The 26533-nt window shown below is 67.7% G+C and carries 23 protein-coding genes and 1 pseudogene; 6 read left to right on the top strand and 18 right to left on the bottom strand.

Annotated features, from left to right (window positions below; all coding sequences use genetic code 11):
• Window positions 1-105: 105 nt before the first annotated feature.
• Window positions 106-1284, bottom strand: coding sequence for an NAD(P)/FAD-dependent oxidoreductase (locus H582_RS0113035; protein ID WP_028598872.1), 1179 nt, complete (start codon window positions 1282-1284; stop codon window positions 106-108).
• A gap of 54 nt (window positions 1285-1338) precedes the next feature.
• A complete protein-coding gene (locus tag H582_RS0113030) occupies window positions 1339-1776 on the bottom strand; it encodes a DUF1641 domain-containing protein (protein WP_028598871.1) in 438 nt (145 codons plus the stop codon).
• Window positions 1777-2300: 524 nt separating this feature from the next.
• Between H582_RS0113030 and H582_RS0113025 the strand changes: the two genes are divergently transcribed.
• The gene (locus tag H582_RS0113025) at window positions 2301-3215 is read left to right on the top strand and encodes a phosphotransferase (RefSeq protein WP_028598870.1); all 915 of its coding nucleotides are present in this window, start codon (window positions 2301-2303) and stop codon (window positions 3213-3215) included.
• Between the two features lie 116 nt (window positions 3216-3331).
• Here the strand turns inward: H582_RS0113025 and H582_RS32880 are convergent, their stop codons facing one another.
• From H582_RS32880 to H582_RS30975, 5 genes and pseudogenes are all read right to left on the bottom strand, one after another.
• Window positions 3332-3829, bottom strand: coding sequence for a hypothetical protein (locus H582_RS32880; RefSeq protein WP_228551756.1), 498 nt, complete (start codon window positions 3827-3829; stop codon window positions 3332-3334).
• Between the two features lie 49 nt (window positions 3830-3878).
• Entirely contained in the window at window positions 3879-5081 is a 1203-nt protein-coding gene (locus H582_RS0113015) for a ParM/StbA family protein (protein WP_028598869.1), read from the bottom strand.
• A 196-nt stretch (window positions 5082-5277) separates the two neighbouring features.
• The gene (locus H582_RS0113010; RefSeq protein ID WP_028598868.1) at window positions 5278-5532 is read right to left on the bottom strand and encodes a hypothetical protein; all 255 of its coding nucleotides are present in this window, start codon (window positions 5530-5532) and stop codon (window positions 5278-5280) included.
• A 177-nt stretch (window positions 5533-5709) separates the two neighbouring features.
• Entirely contained in the window at window positions 5710-6015 is a 306-nt protein-coding gene (locus H582_RS0113005; RefSeq protein ID WP_028598867.1) for a hypothetical protein, read from the bottom strand.
• Window positions 6016-6184: 169 nt separating this feature from the next.
• Window positions 6185-6331 (bottom strand): annotated as a pseudogene (locus H582_RS30975) (tunicamycin resistance protein); the annotation flags it as partial.
• Window positions 6332-6621: 290 nt separating this feature from the next.
• On the opposite strand from H582_RS30975, the gene dat reads away from it, so the two are divergent.
• Window positions 6622-8178, top strand: a complete 1557-nt coding sequence (gene dat, locus H582_RS32595) for a D-amino-acid transaminase (protein ID WP_084137220.1) — start codon at window positions 6622-6624, stop codon at window positions 8176-8178.
• Window positions 8179-8278: 100 nt separating this feature from the next.
• Here the strand turns inward: dat and H582_RS0112985 are convergent, their stop codons facing one another.
• The 9 genes from H582_RS0112985 to H582_RS27415 form a co-directional block, all read right to left on the bottom strand.
• Complete coding sequence (locus H582_RS0112985; protein ID WP_028598865.1) at window positions 8279-9046, bottom strand: sporulation protein; 768 nt, start codon at window positions 9044-9046, stop codon at window positions 8279-8281.
• Window positions 9047-9185: 139 nt separating this feature from the next.
• Entirely contained in the window at window positions 9186-10778 is a 1593-nt protein-coding gene (locus tag H582_RS0112980; RefSeq protein WP_052333219.1) for a phytoene desaturase family protein, read from the bottom strand.
• Complete coding sequence (locus H582_RS0112975) at window positions 10775-11929, bottom strand: glycosyltransferase family 2 protein (RefSeq protein ID WP_164820192.1); 1155 nt, start codon at window positions 11927-11929, stop codon at window positions 10775-10777. Before H582_RS0112975 ends, H582_RS0112980 begins: the two co-directional genes overlap by 4 nt.
• Before the next feature lie 83 nt (window positions 11930-12012).
• Window positions 12013-12792, bottom strand: a complete 780-nt coding sequence (locus H582_RS27430; RefSeq protein WP_052333218.1) for a lysophospholipid acyltransferase family protein — start codon at window positions 12790-12792, stop codon at window positions 12013-12015.
• Complete coding sequence (locus H582_RS0112965; RefSeq protein ID WP_240479018.1) at window positions 12761-13645, bottom strand: carotenoid biosynthesis protein; 885 nt, start codon at window positions 13643-13645, stop codon at window positions 12761-12763. Before H582_RS0112965 ends, H582_RS27430 begins: the two co-directional genes overlap by 32 nt.
• Window positions 13642-14601 carry a phytoene/squalene synthase family protein gene (locus tag H582_RS27425; RefSeq protein WP_084137216.1) on the bottom strand — a complete coding sequence of 320 codons (960 nt, stop codon included), beginning with the start codon at window positions 14599-14601 and terminating at the stop codon, window positions 13642-13644. The genes H582_RS0112965 and H582_RS27425 overlap by 4 nt, the downstream gene beginning before the upstream one ends.
• The gene (locus H582_RS0112955; RefSeq protein ID WP_028598861.1) at window positions 14598-16052 is read right to left on the bottom strand and encodes a phytoene desaturase family protein; all 1455 of its coding nucleotides are present in this window, start codon (window positions 16050-16052) and stop codon (window positions 14598-14600) included. Before H582_RS0112955 ends, H582_RS27425 begins: the two co-directional genes overlap by 4 nt.
• A complete protein-coding gene (locus tag H582_RS27420) occupies window positions 16049-17707 on the bottom strand; it encodes a phytoene desaturase family protein (RefSeq protein ID WP_174817710.1) in 1659 nt (552 codons plus the stop codon). The genes H582_RS0112955 and H582_RS27420 overlap by 4 nt, the downstream gene beginning before the upstream one ends.
• A gap of 292 nt (window positions 17708-17999) precedes the next feature.
• Complete coding sequence (locus H582_RS27415) at window positions 18000-20747, bottom strand: helicase C-terminal domain-containing protein (protein ID WP_156876710.1); 2748 nt, start codon at window positions 20745-20747, stop codon at window positions 18000-18002.
• 134 nt (window positions 20748-20881) lie between these two features.
• On the opposite strand from H582_RS27415, the gene H582_RS0112940 reads away from it, so the two are divergent.
• From H582_RS0112940 to H582_RS27405, 3 genes are all read left to right on the top strand, one after another.
• Window positions 20882-21709: an alpha/beta fold hydrolase gene (locus H582_RS0112940; protein ID WP_028598860.1), complete on the top strand. Its 828-nt coding sequence runs from the start codon at window positions 20882-20884 to the stop codon at window positions 21707-21709.
• Window positions 21710-22010: 301 nt separating this feature from the next.
• A complete protein-coding gene (locus H582_RS30105) occupies window positions 22011-23579 on the top strand; it encodes a histidine kinase N-terminal 7TM domain-containing diguanylate cyclase (protein WP_028598859.1) in 1569 nt (522 codons plus the stop codon).
• Window positions 23580-23771: 192 nt separating this feature from the next.
• Entirely contained in the window at window positions 23772-24131 is a 360-nt protein-coding gene (locus H582_RS27405; RefSeq protein WP_052333216.1) for a hypothetical protein, read from the top strand.
• 123 nt (window positions 24132-24254) lie between these two features.
• Here H582_RS27405 and H582_RS31910 read toward each other — a convergent pair whose 3' ends face one another.
• The gene (locus H582_RS31910) at window positions 24255-24407 is read right to left on the bottom strand and encodes a hypothetical protein (protein WP_153784515.1); all 153 of its coding nucleotides are present in this window, start codon (window positions 24405-24407) and stop codon (window positions 24255-24257) included.
• Between the two features lie 89 nt (window positions 24408-24496).
• Window positions 24497-25789 carry a GTPase gene (locus H582_RS0112920; RefSeq protein ID WP_084137212.1) on the bottom strand — a complete coding sequence of 431 codons (1293 nt, stop codon included), beginning with the start codon at window positions 25787-25789 and terminating at the stop codon, window positions 24497-24499.
• A 199-nt stretch (window positions 25790-25988) separates the two neighbouring features.
• On the opposite strand from H582_RS0112920, the gene H582_RS0112915 reads away from it, so the two are divergent.
• Window positions 25989-26528: a cupin domain-containing protein gene (locus H582_RS0112915; RefSeq protein WP_043111304.1), complete on the top strand. Its 540-nt coding sequence runs from the start codon at window positions 25989-25991 to the stop codon at window positions 26526-26528.
• Window positions 26529-26533 lie beyond the last annotated feature (5 nt).

Below are 26533 nucleotides of genomic sequence, written 5' to 3'. Positions count from 1 at the left end.
GCAGCCCGGCAAAGAGCCGCGCCCGCCTCGGACAAGGCTCTGAGAACGAAAAAGCCGCGCGGAAGGAATCGGAATTCCTTGCCGCGCGGCTGCTTGCCGAATCGCTTAGTAAGCCAGGGAGAACAGGCCGTTGATATGCGACAGGTAGCGGATGTTGGAGGCTTCCTTCATCAGCGTAGCCGGCAGGCCCTTCAAACGAGTCTGGTTGCCGCCGATCGTGCCGATCGCGTCCTTGCGGCCGAGCGAGCCCAGCGTACCGGAAAATACCGGCTGGAACGTATCGAGCGGATAGCCGTTGAAGTAGGCATGCAGGTTGTAGCCGATGAGCTCGCCCATCTGCCAGGCCAGCTGAGCCGTCGGAGGGAACGGACGGCCTTCCGGACCCATGACGACGGCGCTGTCGCCGGCGATGAAGACATCCGGGTGGGACGTCGACTGCAGTCCTTCCGTCACCGTCGCGCGGCCGCGGTTGACCTCGATGCCCGAGTTCGCCACGACAGCGGTGCCTTGCACGCCGCCGGTCCAGATGACCGTGCTCGACTCGATCGTGCTGCCGTCCTTCAGGGAAACGGTCTTGCCTTTCATCTCGGTGATCGGCAGGCCCGTCTTGAAGACGACGCCGCGCTTCTCGAGAGAAGTCGTCGCGCGCTCGACCAGCTCGGCCGGGAAGCCCGGGAGGATCGTCGGAGCGGCTTCGACGCAGTACAGGGACACGTCATCGTAGCTGATGCCGTGCTGCTTCACGAGGCCCGGCAGCATGTCGGCGAACTCGCCGACGAGCTCGATGCCCGTCAGGCCGCCGCCGCCGACGACAAAGGTCAGGTCGGCCTTGTCGCCGGACTGCTTGTATTTCGCCACGGAAGCCTCGACATGCGCCTTCAGCTTGTTGGCATCGGCGACGGACTTGAGAGTGAAGCTGTGCTCCTGCAGGCCCGGGATGCCGAAGAAGGCCGTTTCGGTGCCGAGGGCGATGACGAGCGCGTCATACGACAGCGTCGTGCCCGTGCCGAGCTTGACGGTTTTCTCGTCCGGCTTGATCTCGGTCACTTCGCCGATCTTCAGGTCGATGTCCTTGCCACGCAGCAGCTTGTCGAGCGGCAGCGCGACGTTGCCCTCGGACAGGTTGCCGACGGCCAGACGGTGCAGCTCGGTGATGATTTGATGCGCATTGATGCGGTTGACGACCGTAATCTGGGCTTGCTCCGGCGTAAAATGCTTGCGCGCCGTCGTGGCAGCGAGAAGTCCGCCGTAGCCGCCGCCCAGGATAAGAATATGCTTGGCCATGTTCATCCTCCGTTCACGTTCTATCGGCCTCCGCGCGGGAGGACGGGATTCGTTCTAGTTCTTCTGCTTTTCCTTTTCGCCGAGCGCTTCGAGGAACGCCTGCGTGAAGCGCAGCGTGCGCTGCACGTTCGGATCCTTGAGCATGCGCAGCATGCCGAACAGGCCGACCGTGTTGGACTCGTTGGCCGCATGGTCGCCTGCCTCGATCGCTGCTTGAGCGACCGTTTTCGTCTTGTCGACGATCGGCTTGACCATTTCGCCCAGGCCGCCGCCGAAGTCGCTCAGCAGCACCTTGTCGGTAGCGAGGGACTTGGCCACGTCATAGGAGCTGGTCATGAGGGTCACGATTTCGGCCAGCTTCGGAAGATTGTCGACGAGCACCGTAAGGGACTGCTGCACTTCCGGCTTCATGAGCTGGTCAAGAATGTCGCGCTGCTGCGCGGCGGCCGGCTCTTGCGTCGCCACCGCTGGAGTGGTTTGGTTGTCGGACATGGAAATACTTCCTCCTTTACTCTGGAAATGCGGTTCCGCCCCCATGCGGCCGCTGGACGGCCGGTCGGGGAGGCAATTCGCTTCGCTGCGGGATCGGCAGGCTCGCGGGCCGGGACGGCTTTGTACCAAATTTCACAAAACAAGGCGCAAAATCTTGCCCGTACCCGCTGACCTGCTGCACCCGGCCGCGAACGACGAGGGTCGGTCGCTTTCCCGGTCTTTGCGTTGTCGGCCCGTAAACGGCCCGGAACTTCTACACGTAAGTTTACAACTTAAACGACGGAACTGCAAAAGAAAAATGAGGATTCCCTCGACAGAATTTACAGGCCGCAAGCGTTTTATGCGCCCCCGCAGACGCCATCCGGAAAAATGGCGCCATTTCGCGGCGGGCGGCAGATTTGCGCGAGGCGGTTGCCGGCGCGGACACGGCTCGGGGCCGCTTGTTAAGCTAACGGGCCGTCATGCGTAACTTTTAGGGAATGTAGACATCTAAATAACATAAGGAACGAGGAGGCGGACTATTCATGGGAGGAACGAATTTATGGGATGCGGAGTGGGAGATCGACGAGGAGCAGGCGCGGACGCTGATCGGCAGACAATTTCCTCAGCTGTCATCGAAGCAAGTGAAGCGTTTGGGCTGGGGCTGGGACAATACGGTTTTTCTCATCGGGGATGAGTACGTGTTCCGGTTTCCAAGAAGAACATTTGCAATCGGCACGATTCGTATAGAAGGGAAGCTGCTGCCGAAGCTGGAGCCCTATATGACCATCCCCTATCCGAAACCGTTGTTTTACGGCGAAGCAAGTGACGAATACCCGGCGCCATTTCTTGGCTATGCCTACGTGCCAGGAGATTTCCCCATCGGCTTGACGGAAGAACGCCGGGCTTTATCGGTAGAAAAGCTGGCGAAATTTTTGCGCAGATTGCATGAGTTTCCCGTGCAGGCGGCGCTGAAGGGCGGAGCTCGGCAAGATCATCGAAACTTGACGGACATCGCGTCGCGCAAAGTGCAAATGACGGGATTTCTATCGAAGGTGGTTGAACACTTGTCGCCGGAGGAGTCCGATGCGATCGAAGCGTATATGGGCAGGCTGCAAAAGGACCGTGTCGAGTCGGTGAATGTGCTGCTGCATGGCGATCTTCATTTCAAAAATATGCTTGTGAATGAGAACGGGATCGTTTCCGGCATCATTGATTGGGGCGATCTGAACGTAGGCCATCCGGCTTGCGATTTGAGCGTTGCTTATAGCTTTTTGCCGCCTTGCGCTCGCGGCGCGTTTTTCGAGACGTACGGAGGAGCGGACGAGGAAACGAAGCTGCTGGCGCGGCTGATCGCGGTATACATCCCCATCCTGATCTTGATGCAAGCGGTCGATGACGGGAATGAAGCGATTGCGGCAGAGGCGAAATCCAACATCATGCGGGCCTTGTCGGATTAGGCGTAAAAAAAGCGCATGGAACCGCTCGAGCGGTTCCATGCGCTAAAACCATAGGCGAGCCGGCAAAGCCGGCTCCTGGTCGGAGCACAGCCGGATGCGCAAAAACCGCGCGGCTGCTACATCCAACTGTCGATATCGTCATCGTCGATATCGTCTCCCTCAAGATCGACGCCGGCACTAGCGGCGTCAGCGACGTCGCCTTCCTCGCCAATGCCGCCGGCACTAGCGGCGTCAGCGATGCCGCCTTCCTCGCCTTCTTCTTCAGCGTCAGCGTAGCGATTTTGCTCGATCTCAACCTCAGCGGCCGCAGCCGCCTCGCCCGCGGCCGCCGACGCTTCGCCGGCCGCGGCAGCAAGCTCCGTCGGCGCCGTCAAGCCTGCGGAGGCGGCATAGGCCGCGCCGCCGCCCGCCGTTCCGGCCACGAGGATGCCCCTCTCGGCCGGAATGAACAATTGCAGATTCCGCACGCCGTTCGCGCGGATCTCATTTTCAACCAGATAACGGATCGAGTCCATCAGGTTCGACTGGCCGTTGATCCAGTCCATCACCTCGGGCGACTCGTTCTTCTTCGTCTTCAGGCTGATATTCTCTCCGGGCTGCTTGATCTTCTTCACCCGGCCTCACCCCCTGTGCGCCTTCGCCTGCTGTCGTTCTGTGCCGGCCTCAGGCCGGCTGCTTCGGGCCCTTGGCCTTGAGCGCCTCGAAGATCTTGCCGCGCACGAAGGCATCGAGGCCCTCGGCGTTCATCGTCACCGCATGCTCGGCCGGAATGTAGAGCAGCTTGATCTCGCGCTCCTCGCACAGCTCCTGGAGCATCGGCTGCAGGATCGGCTTCATGAGCACGCTGCCCCCGCCGTACACGCAGATGACGTCGATCTCGTTACGCGCCTTGGTCAGCTGCTTGCGGAGGTTCTGCACGATATGGCGGGCTTGTCCCTCGAGCGGACGGCGCAGCGTCTGGATCGCGCGGCTATGGTATTTATGCTGCGGGTTTTTGATGACGTCGCTGAAAAACTGGCGCGGGCTGTCCGGCAGATGCACGAGCCGGTTGAAGTCGTCAAGCGCTTCCTCGATCGCGTAGCCGGCGCCGTGATGGCTGCCGTGCACGAACTGGCGCAGGAACTTGTTGCCCTCGGTGATCGGATATTCCGTCGATCCGTCGCCGATGTCCGTATGCAGCACGCGCTTGTCCTTGAAGTACGAGCCATTGAACTTGGACCCCAGCTCGTACGCTTCGACGAACTCAGCGAAAATGTCGCCCGAGCGCCAAGCGCCCTCGCGGTCCTTTTGCAGGGCGAATACGACCGGAGTCGCTTCCGGAATCGCCTTGACGTAGTCGAAGACGATGCTTACCGGCACGCGCATCTTGTTGAGGTGGACGGTGACTCGGTGCGTGCCCTCGGTGAACTTGGCTTCGAACTTCGCCGCGTTCTCGTCGGTATGCTGCGTGACCGGCAGCGCCGTCGCCATGTCGACCGTCACCTCGATCGGCTCGCTCGGCACGCCTTTGGCCTCGTCGTAGGCGCGCTGCACGGCTACCGCCGCGACCTGCGCAAGCGTGTTGATGATGGGCAGATCCATGTCGGCCTTGTTGTCGATGCCGATCTGCAGATTCTCCAGCAGCTCGCCGCTCATCAGGGCGAACTTGCCGATATAGTACATGCCCGGGCGCGCCGCCGGGGAATCGATCGTGACGATCAGCTGGTCCTGCAGGTTGCGGATGAAGCTCTCCGGCGGCAGCTCGTCGCTCCACGGAAGCTTGTCCACCCGGCAGCATACGTTCGGCTGGCGGATCATCTTGCCGTCGACGAACAGATCATGCTCGCTGTTGCCGTTGTCGTTGCCTACCTGAAAATGTACCTTCATGTTTCGGTTCCTCCTCGTCTCTCGGCTCGGGAGAGCGGTTGTGGCCGGCCACGGCCGGCCGGGCGCGGGCGCGCCCTGTTCGCGGCCAGGCGGTATTGCCTGGTAATATCATTCGACAGGGGCAGCGGTTTTCCTTCCGTAGTCCGGCAAGTTCACAGCTTGTTCCCCGTTCAGGGGAATATTTCCTGGGCAATCGTCACGGCTGTCCGCGCTGCCGGGCCTTGTCCGCCAGCAGCCAGCCGACCGCGAACAGCGCCGCCATCGCCGCTCCGAGCACCGTTTTGAGCGCGGCCGTGCCGTTCAGGAGAAGCAGCTGGAGCAGCACGAGCGCGACGAGTCCGGCGTTTTCCTTGCGCAGGCGGCGGAACGTGCCCTTGCGCAGCCGGTACACCAGCACTCCGGCGACGAGCGCGTAGATGAGAAAGAACAGCGAGGCGGCAAGCGTTTCCATCGGCTTCCTCCTTCTTCGAACGAAGCTGGCGTCGGCTGGCGTCTGTCGGGCCGGGTCAGCTGTTGTCGGACGCCGGTGCGGACGGAGCCGGACCATAGGCCGGTACAGGCATACCCAGTGTAACCCAGCCCCCGTGTCGAAGTAAGGGGAAACCTGGCCGCGCGCGGCGGGGACCGGTTATTTTTCCTCGACGATGACGGTGGCGTTGTAGATCACGATGCGCTTGCCGTTCAGGTCGAACAGCACCTTGTTGCCGTACTCCGTGTCCTGGATGTCGATGCGTCCCTCATACTGCTGTAGCAGATTTCCGTTCTGGTCGTACACCTTGACGGTCCGCTCCAGTCCTCCGGCATTGTTCGACTTCCAGGTCTTCAGCTGCCTGGAGCCGTTCTCCGTGCTGAAATACCAGGCGGTGCAGCCTCCGATCGCGACCAGCAGCGCCAGCGTCACGGCGAGCCAAATCCAGCGTCCGCGTTTCTTCATCGGTTCTCCTCCTCTTTCCCTCGTTTCGTTTCCATGGAACTGGGTACGAACCGCAAGCCGATTCGGCTTCGTTTCTTTCCTGGTTCAACCGCTCTCGGCGGCGGTTGTTCCCTTGGCAGCCAAGACCGGCATCCGCTCGGGAAGAGCCCGCTCATGGAAAAGAAGCCTCCAGCTCCGCCGGCAGGTTCTCGCGGATGTAGTACCCGGCGTTCTCCGGGTCGAACACGAACGAGCCCGGCAGCCGCCGATGCAGCTCCCAGGCGGTCTGCGTCTTGCCGGAGCCGAACGCTCCGTTGATCCAGATGATGGCGCCCATTCCCTCGCCTCCTCTTCTCCCGCTTGCCCGCTCTTGCGCGGGCCGATGCTGCCCTTAGGACGAGCCGGATCGAGCGAAGGTTGCGATGGAACGATCCGGTTTCCATTCATGCCCAGCGCTGGTATGATAGGGATCATTCGCTGTCGCGATTCGGAAAGGAGACTCGTCGCTTGAAATCCCGCCTGCTCTACAGTCTGAAGATTCTGCTGCTCTACGAGGTGAGCGAGTCGAATCGCGAAGCCCGCTTCGAATCGTGAGCGCGAGGTTGTGCACGCCCCTCTGTCCGCAGTATGCTGAATGCTGATCACGATTCCGATGCGGGAGGAGGCCGATCTCTGACGAACCGATCCGATGCCTGTGAATCCGAACGAAACGCGCCCGGCCGCGACGCCGAGGCCGCCCTGCTGCGCCGCCTGCTGGACTTCGCGGCCTCGGAGCCGGAGCTGCTCGCCGATCTGCGGCAGGTCCGCGAGCACGGTCCGCCCGGGGCCTGGCTCGCCGCCGGCTATGTCCGCAACCTCGTCTGGGACCGTCTGCACGGACGCGCCGAGCGCACGCCCCTGGACGACGCCGATGTCGTCTACTTTGATCCCGCCTGCCCCGACGAGGCTGCCGAAAAGCCGTGGGAGCAGGCGCTCGCCGCGGCCAGGCCCGGCCTGCGCTGGTCGGTCAAAAACCAGGCGCGCATGCACCCGATCAACGGGGACGAGCCGTTCGCCGGCGTGGCGGACGCGATGAGCCGCTGGCCCGAGACCGCCACCGCCGTCGCCCTGCGGCTCTCGTCGGACGATCAGGTCGAGGCGCTCGCCCCGCACGGGCTGAGCGACCTGTTCGCCATGAAGCTGCGCCCGAGCCCGCTGCAGCGCGATCCGTCGCTGTTCGCGCGGCGGGCGGCGGCCAAGGGCTGGCTGGAGCGCTGGCCGCTCGTCCGGCTGGCGGACGGCTCCGGGCCCATAGGCGTGCCGCAGGAAGAACGCATTCATCCGAAGGAGGAAGCAAGCATGACAAGTCTCGGCTATATCAACGGACGCTTCGTGTCGCTGGAGGAGCTGGTGCTGCCGATCGAGGAGCGCGGCCATCAGTTCGGCGACGGCGTCTATGAATTTTTCCGCGTGTACGAGGGCCATCCGTTCATGCTGGAGGAGCATCTCGACCGGCTGTACCGCAGCGCCGACCTGATCCGCATCGACATCGCGCCGGACCGCGGCGAGCTGCGCGCGATCATGGACGAGCTCGTCACGCGCAGCGGCCTCGCCAGCGGCGACATCTACCTGCAGGTGACGCGGGGCGTCGCGCCGCGCAACCACGCCTTTCCGTCGGTGCCGTCCTCGCTGACGATGACGATCAAGCCGTGGCGCGAGCTCGCCCCCGGCGTCCGCGAGCAAGGCGTGCAGGTGCTGCTCCATCCGGACGAGCGCTGGCTGAACTGCCACATCAAGTCGCTCAACCTGCTGCCGAATATCCTCGCCAAGCAGGCCGCCGTGGAGGCGGGCTGCTTCGAGGCGGTGCTCGTGCGGGACGGCCTCGTGACCGAGGGCTCGAGCTCCAACGCCTATCTCGTCCGGGACGGCGCGATCCGCACGCATCCGGCGACCAACCATATTCTCGGCGGCATCGCCCGCATCGCCGTGCGCCGCATCGCCGAGGAGCAGGGCATCCCGTTCATCGAGGAAGCGTTCGGGCCGGAGGAGCTGCTGGCCGCCGACGAGGCGTTCCTGACGAGCAGCGGCATCGAGCTCGTACCGATCGCCGGCGTCCATGGGCGCGGTCCGATCGGCCCCGGCTCGCCGGGGCCGGTCGCGCGCGCGATCCACGCGCGCTATGCCGAGCTGACGCGCCAGCGCTGATTGCGAGCGAGCGAGCGGGCGTCCGCCTGAGCGGAGCCCGCATCGCATGAAAAAAGCCTCCTTTCCGGCCGAAGGTCGGAAAGGAGGCTTTTTGCCGTCGCTACATATAGCTGCGGATGCGGGCGCCGAGCTCCCGCGCCAGCGCATCGGGGCCGCGCCGCACATCCGCCTCGTGCAGGCGGAACGAAGCGCGCGTCTCGTCGGTGCCGAGCCATTCGGAGAAGGCGCCGCCCCGGCGGTCGACCTCCATCATCACGTCTACGTAGCCCGGGGACGGGAGGAACACCATCTCCAGCTCGTCGAGCCGGCCGAACTCGCGCGTGCGCGGCACGAACTCGAATTCCTGCAGCACCGGCACTCCGTAGCGCGAATGCCCGACATGCTTGCACTCCACCTCGCGGGTGCGGAAGCCAAGGCGCTCGACGGCCTCCAGCACGCTGGCGACGAGCGGATGCGGCAGCACCTTGATGTAGTCGTTGTCCGCCGCATCGAGGGCGCTCGCGATGTCGAGCGACGTCTTGATCCACACCTGCGTGCCGCCGGCCGTGATCGGCGTATGCTGCGGCAGCACCCAGCGGAAGTCGAATTCCTCGCGGCTGCCGGCGCCGATCTGGAACGACTCGCGCAGCGGCAGGCGGGCCAGCGCGACGTTCTCTCTGACCTTGCTGTCGTTCACTTCCTTGATATAGCTCGTCATGAGCACGAGCTCAATGCCGTTGATCTGCTGCGGAACCGCTCCGCCCTCGACGAGGATCCGCCCGGAGATCTCGTCTCCGGGACGGACGCCGCTGTACGGCACCTCCAGCACCGTCTCGACCTTGGCCGCTCCGATTCCCATCGAAGCCATCATGTTTTTGAAGAAGGACATGCCGCCCACGCTCCCTGACCGATAGTTGCTCATTCCGCTCGCCCACGGGTCCGCTTCAGGACTGCCGGCCGGGGAATGATGCTGGAGATGGATACGGCTCAATCTGGAAAAAAGTTTCACCCGCATATTGGAATTCGCGCTAATCGCCCAGCTCCTCCAGCAGCCGCTCCGCGACGAGCCGCCCGCAGATCGTGACGATCGGCGTGCCGCCGCCGGGATGGGCGGAGCCGCCCGCATACCAGAGGCCGCGGATGTCGCGGTCCCGGCTCGGAAAACGGAAGAACGCCTGGCTCGGCCGGTTCGACGACATGCCGTAGATCGCTCCGCGCCAGGCGCCCGTCCGCCGGGCCAGATCGTCCGGCGTCAGCACGCGGCGCAGGCCGCCCGCCTGCGGGTCCGTCCGCTCCGCGATGCCGCTCAGGCCGCGGGCCTCGAGCAGGCCGAGGATGCGCTCGGCATAGGCGTCCTTGAGCGCCTCGTAGTCCAGCCCGTCCCGCTGGGCCGGCGCGTTGACGAGGGCGAACAAGCTCGTCCGCCCGCTGCCGCCGACCGCTCCCGCCGCCGCCCCGCCGCCCGACCGGCACACATAAATGGCCGGATCGGCCGGCAGCTCCCGCCGTCCGAACAGGTCGTCGAACTCCGCCTCGTAGTCGTCCGGGAAAAAGACATTGTGATGCAGCAGGCCGCCCAGCTCCCCGCGCAGTCCGAGCAGCAGCACGAAGCCCGCTACCGAAGGCTCCAGCCGGTCGAGCCGCCGATCGGGCGTCGACGGGCGATCGAGCTCCGGCACGAGCCGGCGCAGCGCCTCGAGCGGATCGGCGTTCAGGACGACGGCGTCGGCCCGGACGAAGCCGCCGTCCGTCTCGACGCCGGCCGCGCGGCCGTGCAGGACGGCGATGCGCCGGACCTCGGCCCGCGTGCGGATGTCCACGCCGAGCTCGCGGGCGAGCCGCGCGTACGCCTCCACGATCGCGTAGCTGCCGCCGTCCGCGGCGAATACGCCGCTGCCGCCGCCGTCTCCGGCCTCGATATGCGCCATCATGTTGAAGACGGCCGGCGTCTGCCGCGGAGCCGAGCCGACATAGGTCGCATAGCGGCCGAACATCGCCAGCGTGTTCGGATGGCGGAAATAGCTCCGCAGCACGCGGTCCATCGAGGCGAGCGGCCGGATGCGGGCGAAGCCGGCGAGCAGCGACGGACGCAGCCGGTCCTTCCAGCCGAGGATGAGCCCGCTCAGAAACTCCCGCTCGGCGAGCGCATGCAGCCGCGCGCTCTCCCGCATGTAGGCGCGGTAGCTCCGCGCATCCTCGGGGCTGTAGGCGGCGATCTGCGCCTCCATCCGCTCCGCGTCGGCGGTCAGGTCGACGACCGACCCGTCCGCGAAGCGGCTGCGCGCGATCGGATCGAGCGGCCGGAAGCGCACGTAGTCCTCGCGCTTCCGCCCCGCGGCGGCGAATACGGCGTCGAATACGGGCTGCATCGTCAGCGTGCTCGGCCCGTTGTCGAAGCGGTAGCCGTCCGCCTCGACGCGCTGCAGCTTGCCGCCGAGCTCCGGCTCCTTCTCCAGCAGCGTCACCCGGCAGCCCCGGGCCGCCAGATGGATCGCGCAGGACAGGCCGCCGAGCCCGCCTCCGACGACGGCGATGCGGCGTCCGGTCCGGCCGGAGCTCGCGGCTGCGGCGCGCGCGGGCGGCGGCTCAGGGCCGCGGCCGAGTCTGGACCCGTCGTTCATGCGTATCGCCTTCCTTTCCATTCGTAGCCCCGCTTGCGGTAATGGCAGCGGGCCGAGTCCGCCCCGATCAGCAGCACGAGCGCGATGCTCGCCGGCAGCAGCAGGCAGTACGCGGCCGGCACCGCTCCGCGGATGTCGACCGCGAGCTTGACGAGCGCGCCGAGCGCCCATGCCGCGGCGGCCGCCGGCAGCCACGCCTGGGGCTGGCCTGAGGCCGCCCACGCCGCGAGCCCCGCCAGCAGCCCCGCCGCAGGCAGCAGGTAGAGCGCCGCATAAGCCGCGCTCACCGCCAGCAGCAGCGGCAGGCTGCGGCCGAGGCCGGGGAACAGGTTTTTGCGGTAGCCGGTCCACACCTCGGCGGCGCCGCGGTACATGCGGCTGGAGGCGAGCGCGTCGATGCGGGCGAGCCGCGCCGGCTCCCCGCCGCGCTTGGCGAGCCGGATCAGCTCCATGTCGTCGAGCAGCGACGAGCGGACCGCGGCATGTCCGCCGATTCGCCGGTAGCTGTCGGCGGCGATCAGGATGAACGCGCCGTTCGCCGCCGCGAAGCGCGGATCGCGCGAGCGGCTCACGAGCCGCAGCGGCAGATGGCAGAGGATCGTGAACAGCATCATCGGCACGACGAGCTTTTCCATCCAGGTGCCGGTCTCCTGCCGGGGGAAGCCGCTGACGAGTCCGCTCCGCTGCGCGGAAGCCTCGCGGGCCGCCGCCTCCAGCGCCTCCGGCTCGAGCGCGACATCGGCATCGAGGAACAGCAGCCATCTGCCCGACGCCTCCGCCGCCAGCTGGGCGCAGGCATGAGACTTGCCGAGCCAGCCTTCCGGCAGCTCGCGGCCGTCCAGCAGCCGGATACGCGAGTCCGGCAGCCGGGCGAATCGCCGGGCGATGTCCGCCGTGTCATCGTCCGAACGGTCGTCGAGGACGAGAATTTCCCGCGGCCGGCCGCGCTGCGCGAGCAGGCTTTCCAGGCAGCGCGGCAGGTTCCGCTCCTCGTTGCGGGCAGGGATGAGAACGGAAATATCACTTGGTAATACAATGTCATTCTCAGGATTACTTCGATTAAAATCCCGCGATTCAAAGAGATGGAGCGCGTTTGGAAGAGAATCCTTCTCTGCCTCCGCCTTCCTCTCTGCCGTTCCGGGTGCGGGCAATGCCCGCTTCCCCCTGTCGCCAAGCGGTCGGTAATACCGAGTGTTCCATACAATGAAAACGAGCTGCAGCAAAAGCGCTGCGGCTACGAGCGCGAAAACGGCTTCCATCCGCGCCATCCCTCCTTCCACCCGCGATAGCGGTCCGAGGTGGAGCGCCCTCCCCGCAGCGCGAGCCGGAAGCGCCCTCCGTCCGGAAGCGGCCGATCCGTCAGCTCCCGGCGATGGACCTCCAGCTGGCGCTGCAGCAGCCCGGCGACGAGCGCCGCCGCCTCGTCCCGGCTCAGCTCGGACCAATCGCGCCGGATCGGCTCGCCGGCCATGACGGTCGCCGCCGGCTTCTGGTGGTCGCCGAGCGCATAATGCAGCGTCACCGGACGCAGCTCGGCCGGGCCGAGCCGCCGCAGCAGATGCCCGATGCCGCCGAGCGCCTCGATCGGCCGATCCGGCGGCGTGATCGCGCCCTGCGGGAAGATCCACAGCGGATGCCCGGCGCGCAGCTTGGTCTCCGCGTAGGCGAGCGAGGCGAGCGTGTCGCGGGGCTGGTCCCGGTTCACCGAGAACGCCCCTAGGCGGCGGAAGAACGGGTATTCTCTCAAGCCTTTTTCATCCATCAGGATGTACGGATCCGACTGCGTCAGCCGCTCCGTCAGCTGGAACAGGACAAGCCCGTCCCACCAGGACACATGGTTGGCGGCATACACGACCGGCAGCTTGCCGACGCCACCCGCGCCAGCGGCCGCGCCCGCCTCCGGCTCCAGCTCGCCCCACAGATAGACGCCGTGCAGATGCCGGGGGAACAGATAGAGGCTCTGGTAGAGCGCGAACAGCCGTCTAAACGGAACGCTCTTGGCGGCGGGAATCAAGGCGGACCCTCCCTTCGGCGAGCGCGATCCAAAAGAGGGAGAGGACAAACGCGGCGGTCAGTCCGGCGCGCAGCGCCAGCAGGCCGAACAGCAGCAGCATGAGCTGGTACAGCCGCAGCGCCAGCCGCCGCTCGCGCGCGCCGCAGGAGACGGACGGCAGCAGCAGGCTGAGCAGCGCGCCGACGATGAACCAGCTGACGAAGTTGGCGGTCGGGATGCCGTAATAGAAGCCTCCGCCGGCCCAGTCCCAGAAGCCGCGCGCCTCGGCGACCGGATCGAGCACGAGGTCGAGCAGCACGACCCACAGGCCCGTCTCCAGCGCCCGCCGCGTCCGGCTCGTCCGCCCGGACAGCAGCGCGCCTCCCGCGATGACGCCGATCCAGGCCAGCCCCATCGTCCACGGCACGCCGGACAGCATGCGGCCGAGCTCGTCCGTATAGACATACTCGCCGAACGGGAAGCCCGTATGCGTGCCGACCCACTCGACGGCGAACGTGCCGGCGGCGATGAGCAGCGCCGGGACCGCCAGGCGCCGCCAGCCGGTACGGACCGCGAGCAGCTCGAGCCCGCTGAGCGCGTACAGGACGAGGAAGACGCCGCTCGCGAACGACAGCGCGGGCGGCACCTCCGCGAACACCTGCAGCACGAAGCCGACCGCATACCAGACGAGGAAAAACGCGGTCAGCGGCAAGCCGCCGAGGCCGATGCGGGCGAGCAGCGGCGGACCGGGCCGCCGCGCAGCGGCCGGGGCGACCGGCGGCGGGAGCTCGGCGAGCCGCAGCGGGGATGCTGCGCCCGGCGGCGAGGAAGCCGCTTCGGCCTGATCCTGCCCCGCCTCGCCGCTGCGGCTCACAGCGCCACCCGGGACGGCTCGGCCTCGTCCCCGTCCAGGCCGCCGACGCCTCGACCGGCCTCGATCTCGGGGCTCCGCTCGCCGCCGCGCGCCGTCTCGGCCGCCGCCATGCCCTGCAGCACCGCGCGCAGCAGCCGCTTCCGCCCCTCGTCATCGACATAGGCCCGCCGCGTGAACACCTCTCCGCCGATCGCCCGCACCGCCTCCACGATCTCGCCGTAATAGGCTGCCGCCAGGCGGATCGAGAAGGCGCTGTCCGCCGGATACGTGTGGATGCCTTCCAGTCCTCGGCGGAACCATTCCGCGGCGACGGAGGCGAGCTCCTCCAGCACGCGGAGGAACGCCTCGTTGACGACGCCCCGCTCGAACTGCTCCTCGCTGTAGCCGCAGCGCTCCATCAGCTCGAGCGGCACGTAGCGCCGGCCGAGCCGCTGGTCCTCGCCGACATCGCGCATGATGTTGACGATCTGCATGCCTTTGCCCAGCCACACGCCCGCCTCGGTGATCGCCGCTCCCGGCCGCTCATGCAGCACCGGCAGCAGCATCTCGCCGACCGAGCCCGCGACGCGGTAGCAGTAATCCTCCAGCTCCTCCATGCTGCGGTAATGCGTGCGGACCTGATCCATCCTCTGTCCGCCCATCTGCGTGCGGAACGGCTCCTTGCCGATCGGGAAGCTCGCCAGCAGCCAGCGCAGCGCCGGCCAGATGAAGTGCCCCTCCGCGCTTTCCAGCCGCTCGAAGCGCTCCTCCAGCTCATCCAGCGTGTACGGGCTCGTATCGGGCTCGTCCACGCTGTCGTCGATCATCCGGCAAAAGGCGTAAAGCACGAATACCGCCTCCCGACGAGGGGAGGACAGCAGCCGGAACGCCTCGTAAAAGCTGGCCGAGCTTCGCTTCATGACCGCCTCGCACTCCGCGGCGAGCGCGGCATCCAGTCCTGTCGTGCCGTTGTTCATGTCCCCAACTCCTTTGCGATGATTCGCCCGAGCAGGCGGGCTCCCTGCATGACGATCGGAATGCCTCCTCCCGGATGGACCGACGCTCCGACCGCGTACAGCCGCTCGACCGGGAGCGGCTTCACCTGCGGCCGGAAGCCGCCGGACTGGCTCAGCACCGGCGCGATGCCGAAGCTGCCGCCGCGGTACAGGCCGGACCGGGCGGCGTCCCGCGGCGTGCGTACGCTCCGCCAGCGGATCGCCTCCCGGAGCCCGGGAAAGCGCAGCGCCTCGGCGCGCTCCAGCACGCGGTCGACCAGCTCCGCTCCCGCCCCGTCCCAGTCCAGCCGCTCGTCCGCGGGCACCGGGATGAGGAAATAGAGCACGCTTTCTCCCGGACGAGCCGCTCCGTCATCCGCCGCGACCGGGTTGAACGCGTAGAAGGAAGGCGTCCGGCTGATGCGTCCGCGGCCGAACACATCCTTCATATGGTCGAGATGCCGGTCCGACAGGAAGAACTGATGGACTCCCGCCTCCTCCCAGCGCCGTTCGAGCCCGAGATAGACGAGCAGGCAGCCGGAGGAAGGAATCCAGCGCTTCGGCCGGCTGCGCCAGCCGTCCAGCAGTCCCGCCAGGGCGGGGTAGTCGCCGTTGTAGACGACGGCGTCGTACGCCTGCTCCTCGCCGCCGGCGGACAGTCCCTCGCAGCGCCCGTCCCGCACCCGCACGCGCTCCACCGGCGTCGACAGGCGGATCTGCACGCCGGAGCGGCGGCAGGCCCGCTCCAGCGCCTCGGCCAGCCGGCCGTATCCGCCCCGGACATACCAGATGCCGTGCTTGTGCTCGCTGTAGGGGATGAGCCCGTACAGCGCCGGCGCCTGCAGCGGCGAGCCGCCGATGTAGAGCGACTGCAGCGAGTAGGCCTCGCGGATGCGCTCGTCGCGGAAATAGGCCGACGTCCAAGGATGCATCCCGCGCCAGGCGCGCGAGCGATAGAGGAAGCGCAGGTTGGCCGGCGTCAGGAACGAGCGCGCTCCGGGGAACGTACGCGAGAGGAACGCCTCGAAGCCGTAGTCGAACAGCCCCTCCATGTCCCGCATGTACCGCCGGAAATCCTCCGCCCCTCCGGGATAGGCCGCCTCCAGCACGCGCTCCTGCTGCCCGGCGTCCTGCCACTTCGTCCAGCGCGAGCCGTCCGGGTAGTAGAAGTCGTACAGCGGGTCGATGCGCTCCAGCTCGATGTCCTCCGGAGGCACGCCGGCCTCCGCCAGAATGTCGCGGAGCAGGTCCGGCAGCAGCACGATCGTCGGCCCCTGGTCGATGCGGAACCGGCCGGTGCCGTCCTCCTCGTAGCCGAGCCGCCCTCCGACGCGGGCCTCCTTCTCGTAAACGTCCACCTCCAGCCCTTGCCGCCGCAGCAGCAGCGCCGTCACGAGGCCGCCTACGCCGGCGCCGATGATCGCGGCCTTCATGAGCGGACCTCCGGCGGAGCGGCAGCAGCACCGCGCGCTCCGCGAGTCTCCGAGCCGCCCGCTGCCGGGGGACCGGCGGCTCCAGCCGCTCCGCCGCGTCGTCCTGGCCTCCAGCCGCTCCAGCGGCCGCGTCCGGCTCCGCCGCTTCGCCCGGACCGCTCCCGCTGCTCCTCCTCCAGCAGCTGCGCGCTGATGATCGCCGACTGGATGATCGTCGGCAGCCCGCTGCCGGGATGCGTCCCTCCGCCGACGAGATAGCAGCCCTCCAGCTCCTCGAAGCGGTTGCGGGGCCGCAGATGCATCATCTGGTCCAGGCTGTGCGCGAGGTTGAACGTCGCGCCTCGATAGACGTACGACTGCTTTTCCCAGTCCTCCGGCGTATACATCCGCTCCTCCTCGATGAGCGCCTCGACGGCGGCCGCGCCGGGGAGGCCGCATTCCGCCGCCAGCCGCTCCAGCATCGCGGCGCGCACCCGCGGCGCCTCCTCGCGCCAGTCGAGCCCGGAGCGGTTGTTGGGGACGGGCATCAGCAGGTAGAGCGCCGACTTTCCCGGAGGAGCCAGCGTCGGGTCGAGCCGCGACGGATGATGGATGTAGAGGGAGGGATCGTCCGACAGCGTCATCCGTTTCGTCATGTCGTCGACGTTGCGCCGGTAGTCGGACGCAAAGACGATCTTGTGATGAGGCAGCGCCGGCAGCTCCGCCCCGATGCCGAGGTAGAGCATGAAGGTGGATAAGGACAGCTTTTTTTTCTCCAGCCTGGCGGGCGTGTAGGACTTCAGTGTGCCGGGCTCGAATAAAGTCGTCATCGCATGGCCGAAGTCCGCGCCGATGACGACCGCGTCGACGTCCAGCCGCTCCCCGCTCTCCAGCTCGACGCCGACGGCGCGCCTGCCGTCCGTCAGCACGCGGCGCGCGCCCTCGCCGACGCGGATGGCGGCGCCGTGCTCGCGGGCGACGTCCGCCATCGCCTCGCTGATGCGGTTCAGTCCGCCGATCGGATGGTAGAGGCCGTATTCATGCTCGAGGAAGCTCAGCATCGTGAACGTGCCGGGGCATTCCCACGGCGACATGCCGAGGTATTTGGACTGGAACGAAAATGCCCAGCGCAGCCGCTCGTCGGTGAAATAGCGCGAGAGCCGCTTATGTACGGTGTCCGCGGCATCCAGCTTGGGCAGAGCCCGCAGCACGTCGGACGCGAAATAGCTGCGGGCCGAGCCGAACGGCCGCTTCAGCAGCGGCAGCACGCGGCTCAGCTTGTCCCGCTCCCGGCTCATGAAGCGGAGATAGCGCTCGCCGTTGCCCGGGAAAAGCTCCTCCACCCGGCGGGCCGTCTCCTCGTGGCTGCCTCCGGGAGAGAATTCGATCTCGCCGAACTTCAGCGTATAGAGCGGATCGACCCGCTTCAGCTCCAGGTAGTCCCTCACGTCGCGGCCGGCCCGCTCGAACAGCTCCTCCAGCACCGGCAGCATCATCAGGAACGTCGGTCCTCGGTCGAATGTGTAAGCGCCGATGCGAAGCGCCGAGGTCCGCCCGCCGACGTAGGCCTGCTTCTCCAGCAGCGTCACTTCGTGGCCGCGAGCCGCCAGCAGCATCGCGGCGGCCAAGCCTCCCGGACCGGCGCCGACGACAGCCACCTTGATTCGTTTCCCCACTTCCCCCACCTGCTTCCTTCGTTTCGTTGGCCGAGCCCGGCTCAAGGCCTGGAAAGGGACAGAGCCCGTCTACTAATATTAACCCATCGGTATAATTTTTCAATCATTCTTCGTCATGGTCTTGTCCTTTATTTCTATGCGGCCGAGCCGTACGGACAGAACGGGGACCCGTCCTCGCACATCGTCGCTCTGGATAGGCGGAGGAGGCTGGCGAGCATGGCGGCATTCGGCAATCGGGCCCAAAAGCAAAAGCCCCCGTCCGCCGAAGCGGACCGAGGCTATGGAGGGACAGTCAACGCGGCTCCGCCGCCAGCCACTCTTCCGGCAGCAGCCGCCGATAGCGGGGCTGGGCGTAGCGGTCGTCGACGAGCAGCAGCGTGCCGCGGTCCGACTCGCTGCGGATGAGGCGCCCGCCGGCCTGCAGCACCTTGCCGATGCCGGGATAGACGTAGGCGTAGTCGAAGCCGCTGCGGCCCTGGCGCTGCTCGTAGGCGGCCAGCAGGTCGCGCTCCGGCCCGAGCTGGGGCAGGCCGACGCCGATGACGGCGACGCCGGTCAGCCGGTCGCCCGCCAGATCGACGCCCTCGGAGAAGATGCCGCCCATGACGGCGAAGCCGAGCCGGATCGGCCCGTCCTCGCCCGGAGGCTCGGCATAGGCGGCCAGGAACCGGTCCCGGTCCTCGTCCGTCATCGACGGCCGCTGGAGCTGCAGCCGCAGCTCCCGGCCGTCCGGCAGCGGAAACGCCCGCTCCCCGCCGGGAGCATCCGGCTCGTCGGCGCCGCCTGCGCCGGCCGCCGCGGCCGGCAGGGCTGCGCCGTCCCGTTCACGGCGGCCTGGCCCGTCCGGCGCAGCCGACGGGGCTCCGCCGCTCCAGTCCCGACGGCCAGGCTCGTCCGGCGGACCGGACTCCGGCCGCGCGTCCGCCTGCCCCTGCTCTCTGCCGAGCTCCGCGAGCAGCTGCCCGTAGGCCGCATTCATGTACGCATAGGACGGGAAGAAGGCCAGCCAATGCCCGCCCTTCTCCAGCGCGGCGTCCGCGAGGGCGCGGGCGAGCGGCTGCAGCGTATGCGCGCGGTCGGCGTACCTCGTCGACAGCGGCAGCACCCGCACCTCCAGCTGCGCCGGATCGAACGGCGACGGCAGCGTCAGCGAGCGGTCCTCCTCCTCGGCGCCCAGCTGATCCATATAAAAAGGCAGCGGCGACAGCGTCGCCGAAAAGAACACCCGCCCGCCGTATTGGCGGCCGGTCTGGCGCAGCAGCGCGGACGGGTCGAGGCATTGGAGCGTCGCCTTGACCGACGAGCCGCGCTGGCGCTCCAGGACGAGCGCGAACCGCTCGTCGAACCATTCGCCGGCCGCGACGAACGCCTTGGCCGCATAGTAGGCGTCGAGCAGCCGCTGCTGCCCATCCGCCGGCGCGCGCGCCTCCTGCCGGAGCGTCGCCTCGCCGGAGCGCCCGGCCGGGCCGGCATCGCCCGCCGCCAGCTCCGCCGCGCCCGCCGGCGCTTCGCCGCTCGGCACGCCGGCGGCCGGCGCTCCTCCGGCGGCCAGCGTCTCGGCCGCCGCCTCGAGGAAGCCGCGCGCCGCGGCCAGCAGCTCCGCCGGCGCCTCGTCCGCGGCGAACGCGCCGCCGCCGGCCGGCCGCAGCCCTGCCGCGCCCCCGCCTCCGGCGTCCATCTCCTTGCGCAGCGCGATGAACGCGGCGTTCACGGCCTTCGCGGCGGCGGCGAGTGCGGGCGCGGATGCCTTCAGCTCGCGCTGCAGCGCGAGGAACGGATCCTTCTCCAGCGCGGCGGAGTACATCGAGCGGGCGCGGTCCGGCAGGTTATGCGCCTCGTCGACGAGCAGCGCGCTGCGGCGCGCCTGCTCCGCCAGCAGCCGCTTGAGCGACACTTTGGGATCGAACACGTAGTTGTAGTCGCCGATGACCGCGTCCGCCGCGTAGGCGGCGTCGAGCGAGAACTCGAACGGGCAGACGCGATGCTTGAGCGCGTACCGCTCCACCGTCTCGCGCGTGACGAGCGTCTCGCTGCCGAGCAGGTCGAGCACCGCGCCGTTGATCCGGTCGAAGTAGCCGTCCGCAAAAGGGCATTCCGCCCCGTCGCAGCGCACTTCCTCCTGCGGGCAGATCTTCTCCTTGGCGGTGAGCGTCACCGCATGCAGCACGAGCCCTTGCGCCTCCATGCGCCGCAGCGCGTCCTCGGCGGCCGCGCGGGTCGTCGTGCGCGCCGTCAGGTAGAACAGGCGCGAGACGCCCGCGCCGCCGCCTTTGCCCCCGCCCGCGCCGTCCGCGGGCTCGCCGAGCGCCCGCACCGCCGGCCAGAGCACGCTCATCGTCTTGCCGATGCCCGTCGGCGCCTTGGCGAACAGCCCGCCGCGCGTCTCGAGCGTGCGGTAGACGGCGGCGGACAGCTTGCGCTGCCCCGGCCGGAAGGCGCCGAACGGAAAGTCCAGCGCCGCGAGGCTGGCGTCCCGCCGCCGGCGGTGCTCCGCCAGCATGCGGGCGTACGGCGCGTACGCCTCCAGCAGCCCGAGCAGCGAGGCCCGCAGCTCGGCGCGCGAGCAGACGCGCGCGAAGCGGACCGCGGCTCCGGTGTCCTTTTGCACATAGGTGAGCTGCACGCGCATCTCCGCCCGGTCCTCCCGCTCCGCATAGATCGCGGCATAGCCCGTCGCCTGCGCCCAGTGGACCGGCCAGCCGTCCCCCGGAATGTCCGCCAGCGGCCGCGAGACGGACTTGATCTCGTCGATCGTCTCCGTGCCGCCCTCCCGCAGCAGGCCGTCGCAGCGCCCCTCGACCGTCCAGGACACGCCCGCATGCTCCAGCTCCTCCCGCAGGAACAGCTCCCGCTCGTCCTGCTCGCCGTACGCCGCCTGGACCTCCTTGTGGATGCGGGTCCCTTCGGCGAGCGCGGCCGAGCTGCGGAAGCCGTACTCGATGCTGCCGCTGCGGCAGGCGTACTCCGCCAGCGCCCGCACGGCGATGCGCAGCCGGCCCTCGGCCAGCTCCGCCCCTCCTTCCTTTTCCCGCTCTTCCATCCCGCAGCCTCCGAACATTCGTTTGCCTTTCATTGTAGCATGCCGCTCCCGGCGCGTCGACGAAGGGGGACAGGGGTAAGAGGGGAGGACAAGGCCGCGGATCGAAGCGGACCCGACCGAGGAGGATGAGAGCAATGGGAAAAAGGATTGAAGTCGAGCCGGGCGTCAAGCTGAACGTCGAGGACGTCGGACAGGGGGACCCGGTCGTCTTCCTGCACGGCTGGCCGGCCAGCTCGCGCATGTTCGAGTACCAGGCGATGCTGCTGCCGCGCCACGGGCTGCGGTTCGTCGGCATCGACTTCCGCGGCTTCGGCAAGTCCGACGCGCCGTGGGAGGGCTACGGCTACGACCGCATGGCCGACGACGTGCGGGCGGTCGTCGACGCGCTCGGCCTCGAGCGGTTCACGCTCGTCGGCTTCTCGATGGGCGGCGCGATCGCCGCGCGCTACATGCACCGCCATCATGAGCATGGCGCCGCCCGCCTGATGCTCGCCGGCGCCGCCGTGCCGCGCTTCACGCAGACGAGCGGCTTCGCGGACGGCACGCCCGCGCAGCAGGTCGACAAGATGCTCGACGATGCGCACAAGGACCGTCCGGCGATGGTCGAGGCGTTCGGCAAGCTGTTCGCGGCCAAGACGCCCTCGCCGCCGTTCGCCCAGTGGATGGGCTCGATCTGCCTCGAGTCGTCCGCGCACGGCACGGTGCGGGCGATGGAATCGCTGCGCGACGAGGACCTGCGCCAGGATCTGCCGGCGATCACCGTGCCGACCGCGCTGCTGCAGGGCATGAAGGACAAGATCTGTCCGCCGGAGCTGGCCGAGCGCGCGCATGAGCTCGTGCCCCATGCCGAGCTGCATCGGTTCGAGGAAAGCGGGCATGCGATGCTGTTCGACGAGCCGGCCAGGTTCAACGAGACGCTGCTCGCCTTCGCGAAGCCGGACGCGGCCGTGCCGCGCCTGTAGGCGGCGGCCGGAGCGCCGGACTGCCGGTGCTCGCGGGGCTGGCCGCCAGCCTGCCGGTGCCGGTCCTCCTGGGGCTGGCCGCCGAACTGCCTGGGCTGACCGCCAGACTGCCGGTACTCCCGGCGCTCCCTGGTCCAGCCCGGCCGCCATCCCTGTTCAAGGCGTCCCCCCCAGGGGACGCCTTTTCGCGTTCTGCGCCCGTTCAACCGCTCGACACAGACCGCCGCAACTTTCCATTTCTAATCCCGATTCGCTATGCTACCCTGAAGATACGACCAAATTACGACAAGGATGTCATGCGATGCCTGCGTTCACCGCCGTCTATATCGTGCTGTCCGGGCTGAGCGGCGTGCTCAACCTCCTGATCGCGATCTACGCCTTGTTCATCCGCGGCATGGTGTCGCTGCGGCTAATCTACTTGCTGCTCTGCGGCTCCTTCGTCCTCTACACGTTCGGCGCCGCCTTCGAAAAGGCTTCCGATACGCTCTCCGGCGTCCTGTTCTGGACCGCCGTCCAATACGCGGGCATGCCGTTCGCCGCTCCGCTCACGCTGCTGATGGCGCTGGAGCTGATCGGCAAGCCCGACCTGCTGCCGCGCTGGGGCAAGCGGCTGCTGTTCGTCATCCCGGCCGTCAGCTTTCTGCTCGTCGCGACGAGCTCCTACCATTCCCTGTTCTATCGGGCGATGCGCTTCGAGGAGGTCGGGGGCGTGCGCAGCCTCGAATTCGACATGGGGCAATGGTACATCGTGCATGGCAGCTTCACGTCGGGCACGCTCATGCTCAGCCTCGTGCTCGTGCTGATCCGGCTCGCCCAGCCCTCCCGCGGCTTCAAGCCGCAGCTGGCGGCCGTCGCCGTCGGCATCGCCGTGCCGGTCGCCTCTTCCCTCGCTTATCTGCTCGGCTTGAGCCCGCATGGCGTCGATCCCGTGCCGATCGTGCTCTGCCTGACGAGCGCCTTGTACGCCTGGGCGTTCCTGCGCGCGGACCTCATCACGATCGTGCCGCTCGCGCGGGACAGCGTCATGGAGAGCATGGGCGAGGGCGTGCTCGTCATGGATGCCGATTGGCGGCTGCTCGATACGAACCGTTCGGCCCGACTGCATCTGCCCGAGCTGGAAAAGGCCGCCGTCGGCCGCAGCCTCCACGATCTGGAGCTGCCTGCGGAGGCGTCCGCGGCGTTCCATGCGGCGCTGGCGACGGCCGGAGAAGCGATTCCGTTCTCGCGCGGCGAAGGCGCCTCCGCGCTGCACTTCGAAGTGTACTCCGCTCCCGTGCAGCGCGGAGCCGGACGCATCGGCGGCCATCTGCTCGTGCTGCGCGACACGACCGAGCGCCGGCGGCTGCAGGAGGAGCTGCACCGCCTGGCCTCGCTCGACTCGCTGACCGGCATCCTCAACCGCGGCGCCTTCCTCTCCCAGTCGGCCGAGGCGCTGGCCGGCTGCGTCCGCGCCAAGCGGCCCTGCTCGCTGCTGCTGTTCGACCTCGACCACTTCAAGTCCATCAATGACACGTACGGCCACGAGGCCGGGGACATCGCCCTGCAAGGCGCCGCCTCGATCGTCCGGGAGCGGCTCGAGCCGGAGATGCTGTTCGCCCGCTACGGAGGCGAGGAATTCGTCCTGCTGCTGCCGGGCTGGGAAGAGGAGGGAGCGATCCGCTTCGCCGAGCAGCTGCGAGCCGCCGCCGAGGAGGCGCGGCTCGCGCTGCCCGACGGCCGCGAGATCGGCATCCGCGCGAGCTTCGGCGCCGCGGCCTCGCCTGCCGGACGGATTCCGGACTATCTGGAGATGTACCGGCGCGCCGATCAGGCGCTCTACCAGGCCAAGGAGCAGGGCCGCAACCGCGTCGTATCCGCCGGCGCGGTGTAATCGCCCGCTGCGGGCGGCGCAGCGGCGGGTCCGCTCGCCGCGGCAAGACGCGCTCGCGTCTGAAAGCCGTTCATCCGTCATGCGAGCCTTCGCTTCCGAATAAGATTCAAAGCGGAAGGCATTGCAGGTTTTTTATATCCTAGTATAATAGTGGGTATATAAGGAATTAAAAACAGGACGGGAGTGGTAGGGATGGACCGCAACGCCAGGCAAGCCAGATGGACGAACGATTGGCTGGATCTGCTCAATTATGCTTCCTCGATCGGCGACGAGGCTTGGCGGGAGTCGATCCTTCAGGAGCTGCGCCACGGCGACGCCCTGCGCGAGCTCGAGGAGCAGGAGGAGCGGCGCCTCCAGCTGCAGCTGGATCTCGAGGAGATCTCCCGTCAAATGGAGGGCATCTACCTGCAGCTGCGCGAGGAGGAGAGCGGCTCCATCCGCAGCAGCCTGTGGAACGCCGCCTGGCAGCTCAAAAAGGAGCGCGCCCGGCTCGTCTCCCTGCTGCGCGGCGACTCCTCCTCCCGCCACAAAGGACAGCGGCTCGGCGGCTGAAGCCCCGCATCCGCCCCTCCCCTGGCCCGCCGGATGCGTCGGCTCCCCCCAACGCAGGGCAAAGAGGCCGGGCGCGATGCCGATCATCGGCGCCGCGCCCGGCCTCTTTTCTTTTGCCTGCTCCTATCCGCCCAGTCCCGGCTGGCCGCTGGCCTTGCCGCCCTCCGGCTCCGGGTCGTCCTGCTGCTCGACGATTTCCGCCGGCACCTCGCGCCCGCCTTCGGGCTCCTCCTGCTCGCGGATCGCTTTGTCCTTCTCCTCGTTCGGCTTCGACATGACCTTCCCCTCCCTTCGCCTTTCCGCCTCCGCTGCTTCAAGCTTTCCCCGACGCGCCGCCTTTTGAACCCGCCGCGGCGCAGGCCGGCTCAGGTCCCGGCCGTCCCGGCCGCTCCCTGCTGCTTGCGGAACATGCCGTACAGCTTCGTCACCGTCGCCGTGCTGATCTCCATGTCATGCTCGTACGCATACTTGACCGCGTAGCCGAGCGCGAGCGTCATCGCTCCCGCGACGGACGCCCCGGCGATCGAGCCTGCGCCCGGGAACAGCTTGACCACCTGCCGGAACACGCTCTTGCCGATGTTGCCGACGACGGTCGCCAGCACGAGCTCGCGCGCCGTCTCCTTGCTGATCGGCCGTCCGTACAGCACGGCGAGCCGCGTCAGCAGGCCGATCTGCACGGCCGTGATCGGCACGATGTCCGCGCCGGGAATCGGCGCGGCGCCGATCGCTCCGGCGGAGGCGGCCGCTCCGAGGATCCACTTATTGGCCGTCGCCGACTTTTCCTTGAGGTTCCGGGCGAAAAGCAGATCCTTGGACTTTTTTCGCAGCAGCTCCAAAATCGTCGCCCGCAGCCGGTCGATGTTCTCTCCCGTCCGCGAGGAGACCGGCACGATGTCGAAGCGGCCGCCCGTCTCCGCCCGGACGCGCTCGACGATCCGCTCCACCTCGTCGGCGGCGTCGATCTTGTTGAGCACGACGACGATGTTGGCGTTGGCGTCGCGGATCGCCTCGAAGCTGCGCTTCTCCGCCTCGGAGTACACCGTGCCGGCCGCATTGAGGAAGAACAGGATGATGTCCGCCTTGCGGTAATAGTCCATCGTCAGCTGCGAGTTCTCCAGCCGCACGTCGTTCAGCCCCGGCGTGTCGACGAAGAAGATCCGGTCCTTGAACAAATACGGCTTGATCGCCGCCGTCTCTCCCGGCTCCGCGCCGACGCCGGCGACCGGCTCGCCGACGATGCGGTTGAGCGTCGACGATTTGCCGGCGTTGACGTCGCCGACGAGGGCGATCAGAATATCCTGATCGAGCTCCCGGCCGATCTCGCCCATATGCTGGTCGTACTGGGCCTCGGCCGCCCGCCGCCACTCGCGCTCCCAGGCGGAGCCGGACGGCAGCAGCGCTTCGATCCGGCCTTCTCTGGATACGGATGACGGACCGGAATCCGGCTCCTGACCCAGAGAAGCCCCCTTGCTTCGGACGGCAACCGGCCTGTATCCTTCGGCAAAGGCCCCGCCGTCCGCCTTTCCGGACTCGATGGAGGCCGGCTCCGCCTCGAAGGAGGACGCGTAAGCGGCCGCCGCCTCTTCCCTGACCGCCTCTGCCTCTGCCGGCGCCAAGCCTCCTGTCTGCTCCTGCACGCCTTCGTCCCGCTCCTTCATTTCCGCCGCCTCCCTTTCGCCTGCTTCACTTGGAATAGTCGTATTGCCTTCTCTTACCTCCCGGCAGGGGGACCTGAATCGCGCGGATCGCCCTCAATCGGGCCTCGCCGCAGCTAGCGAAGCTCCGGGCGGGGTTGCGGACAGGGTGAGAAGGGGTAATCTAAAGAGACAACCGATTCGAAAAGCGAGGCGGCAGACGATGACGAAACGCGACAAAGCCGCCCCCGGCGGCGTGCAGACTTTCCGGTTCAAGGACGACGGAACGATGCCCAACCATCCGTTCCTGCCGGTGCTTTATTATCCGGGAGCGGTCAACGAGCCGGCTCGGATGACGGCTCTTTTCGAGGCCGCCGGCTGGGGCAACACCTGGGAGAACGGCGTCTACCCCTATCACCATTACCATAGCGATGCCCACGAGGCGCTCGGCGTCGTGCGCGGCAGCGCCCGTCTCCAGCTCGGCGGCGACGGCGGACGCAGCATCGAGGCGCGGGCGGGCGACGTGCTCGTGCTGCCGGCCGGCACCGGGCACAGACGCCTGTCCGCGACGGCGGACTTCCTCATCGCGGGCGGGTATCCCGGAGGCATGGACTACAACATGAGGACAGGCAAGCCGGACGAGCGGCAACGCGACCTGGAGGAGATCCGGCTCGTGCCGATCCCGCAGAGCGACCCGGTGTTTGGCCGCGGCGGACCGCTGACGGAGCTGTGGCGGGCCGGCCCATGCGGCCGTCCTGATTGACGCAT

The organism is Paenibacillus pasadenensis DSM 19293 (assembly GCF_000422485.1).
Taxonomy (GTDB): Bacteria; Bacillota; Bacilli; order Paenibacillales; family Paenibacillaceae; genus Paenibacillus_O; species Paenibacillus_O pasadenensis.
The sequence above is the reverse complement of the archived record's forward strand: the minus strand, read 5'-3'. Positions and strand labels throughout refer to the sequence as shown.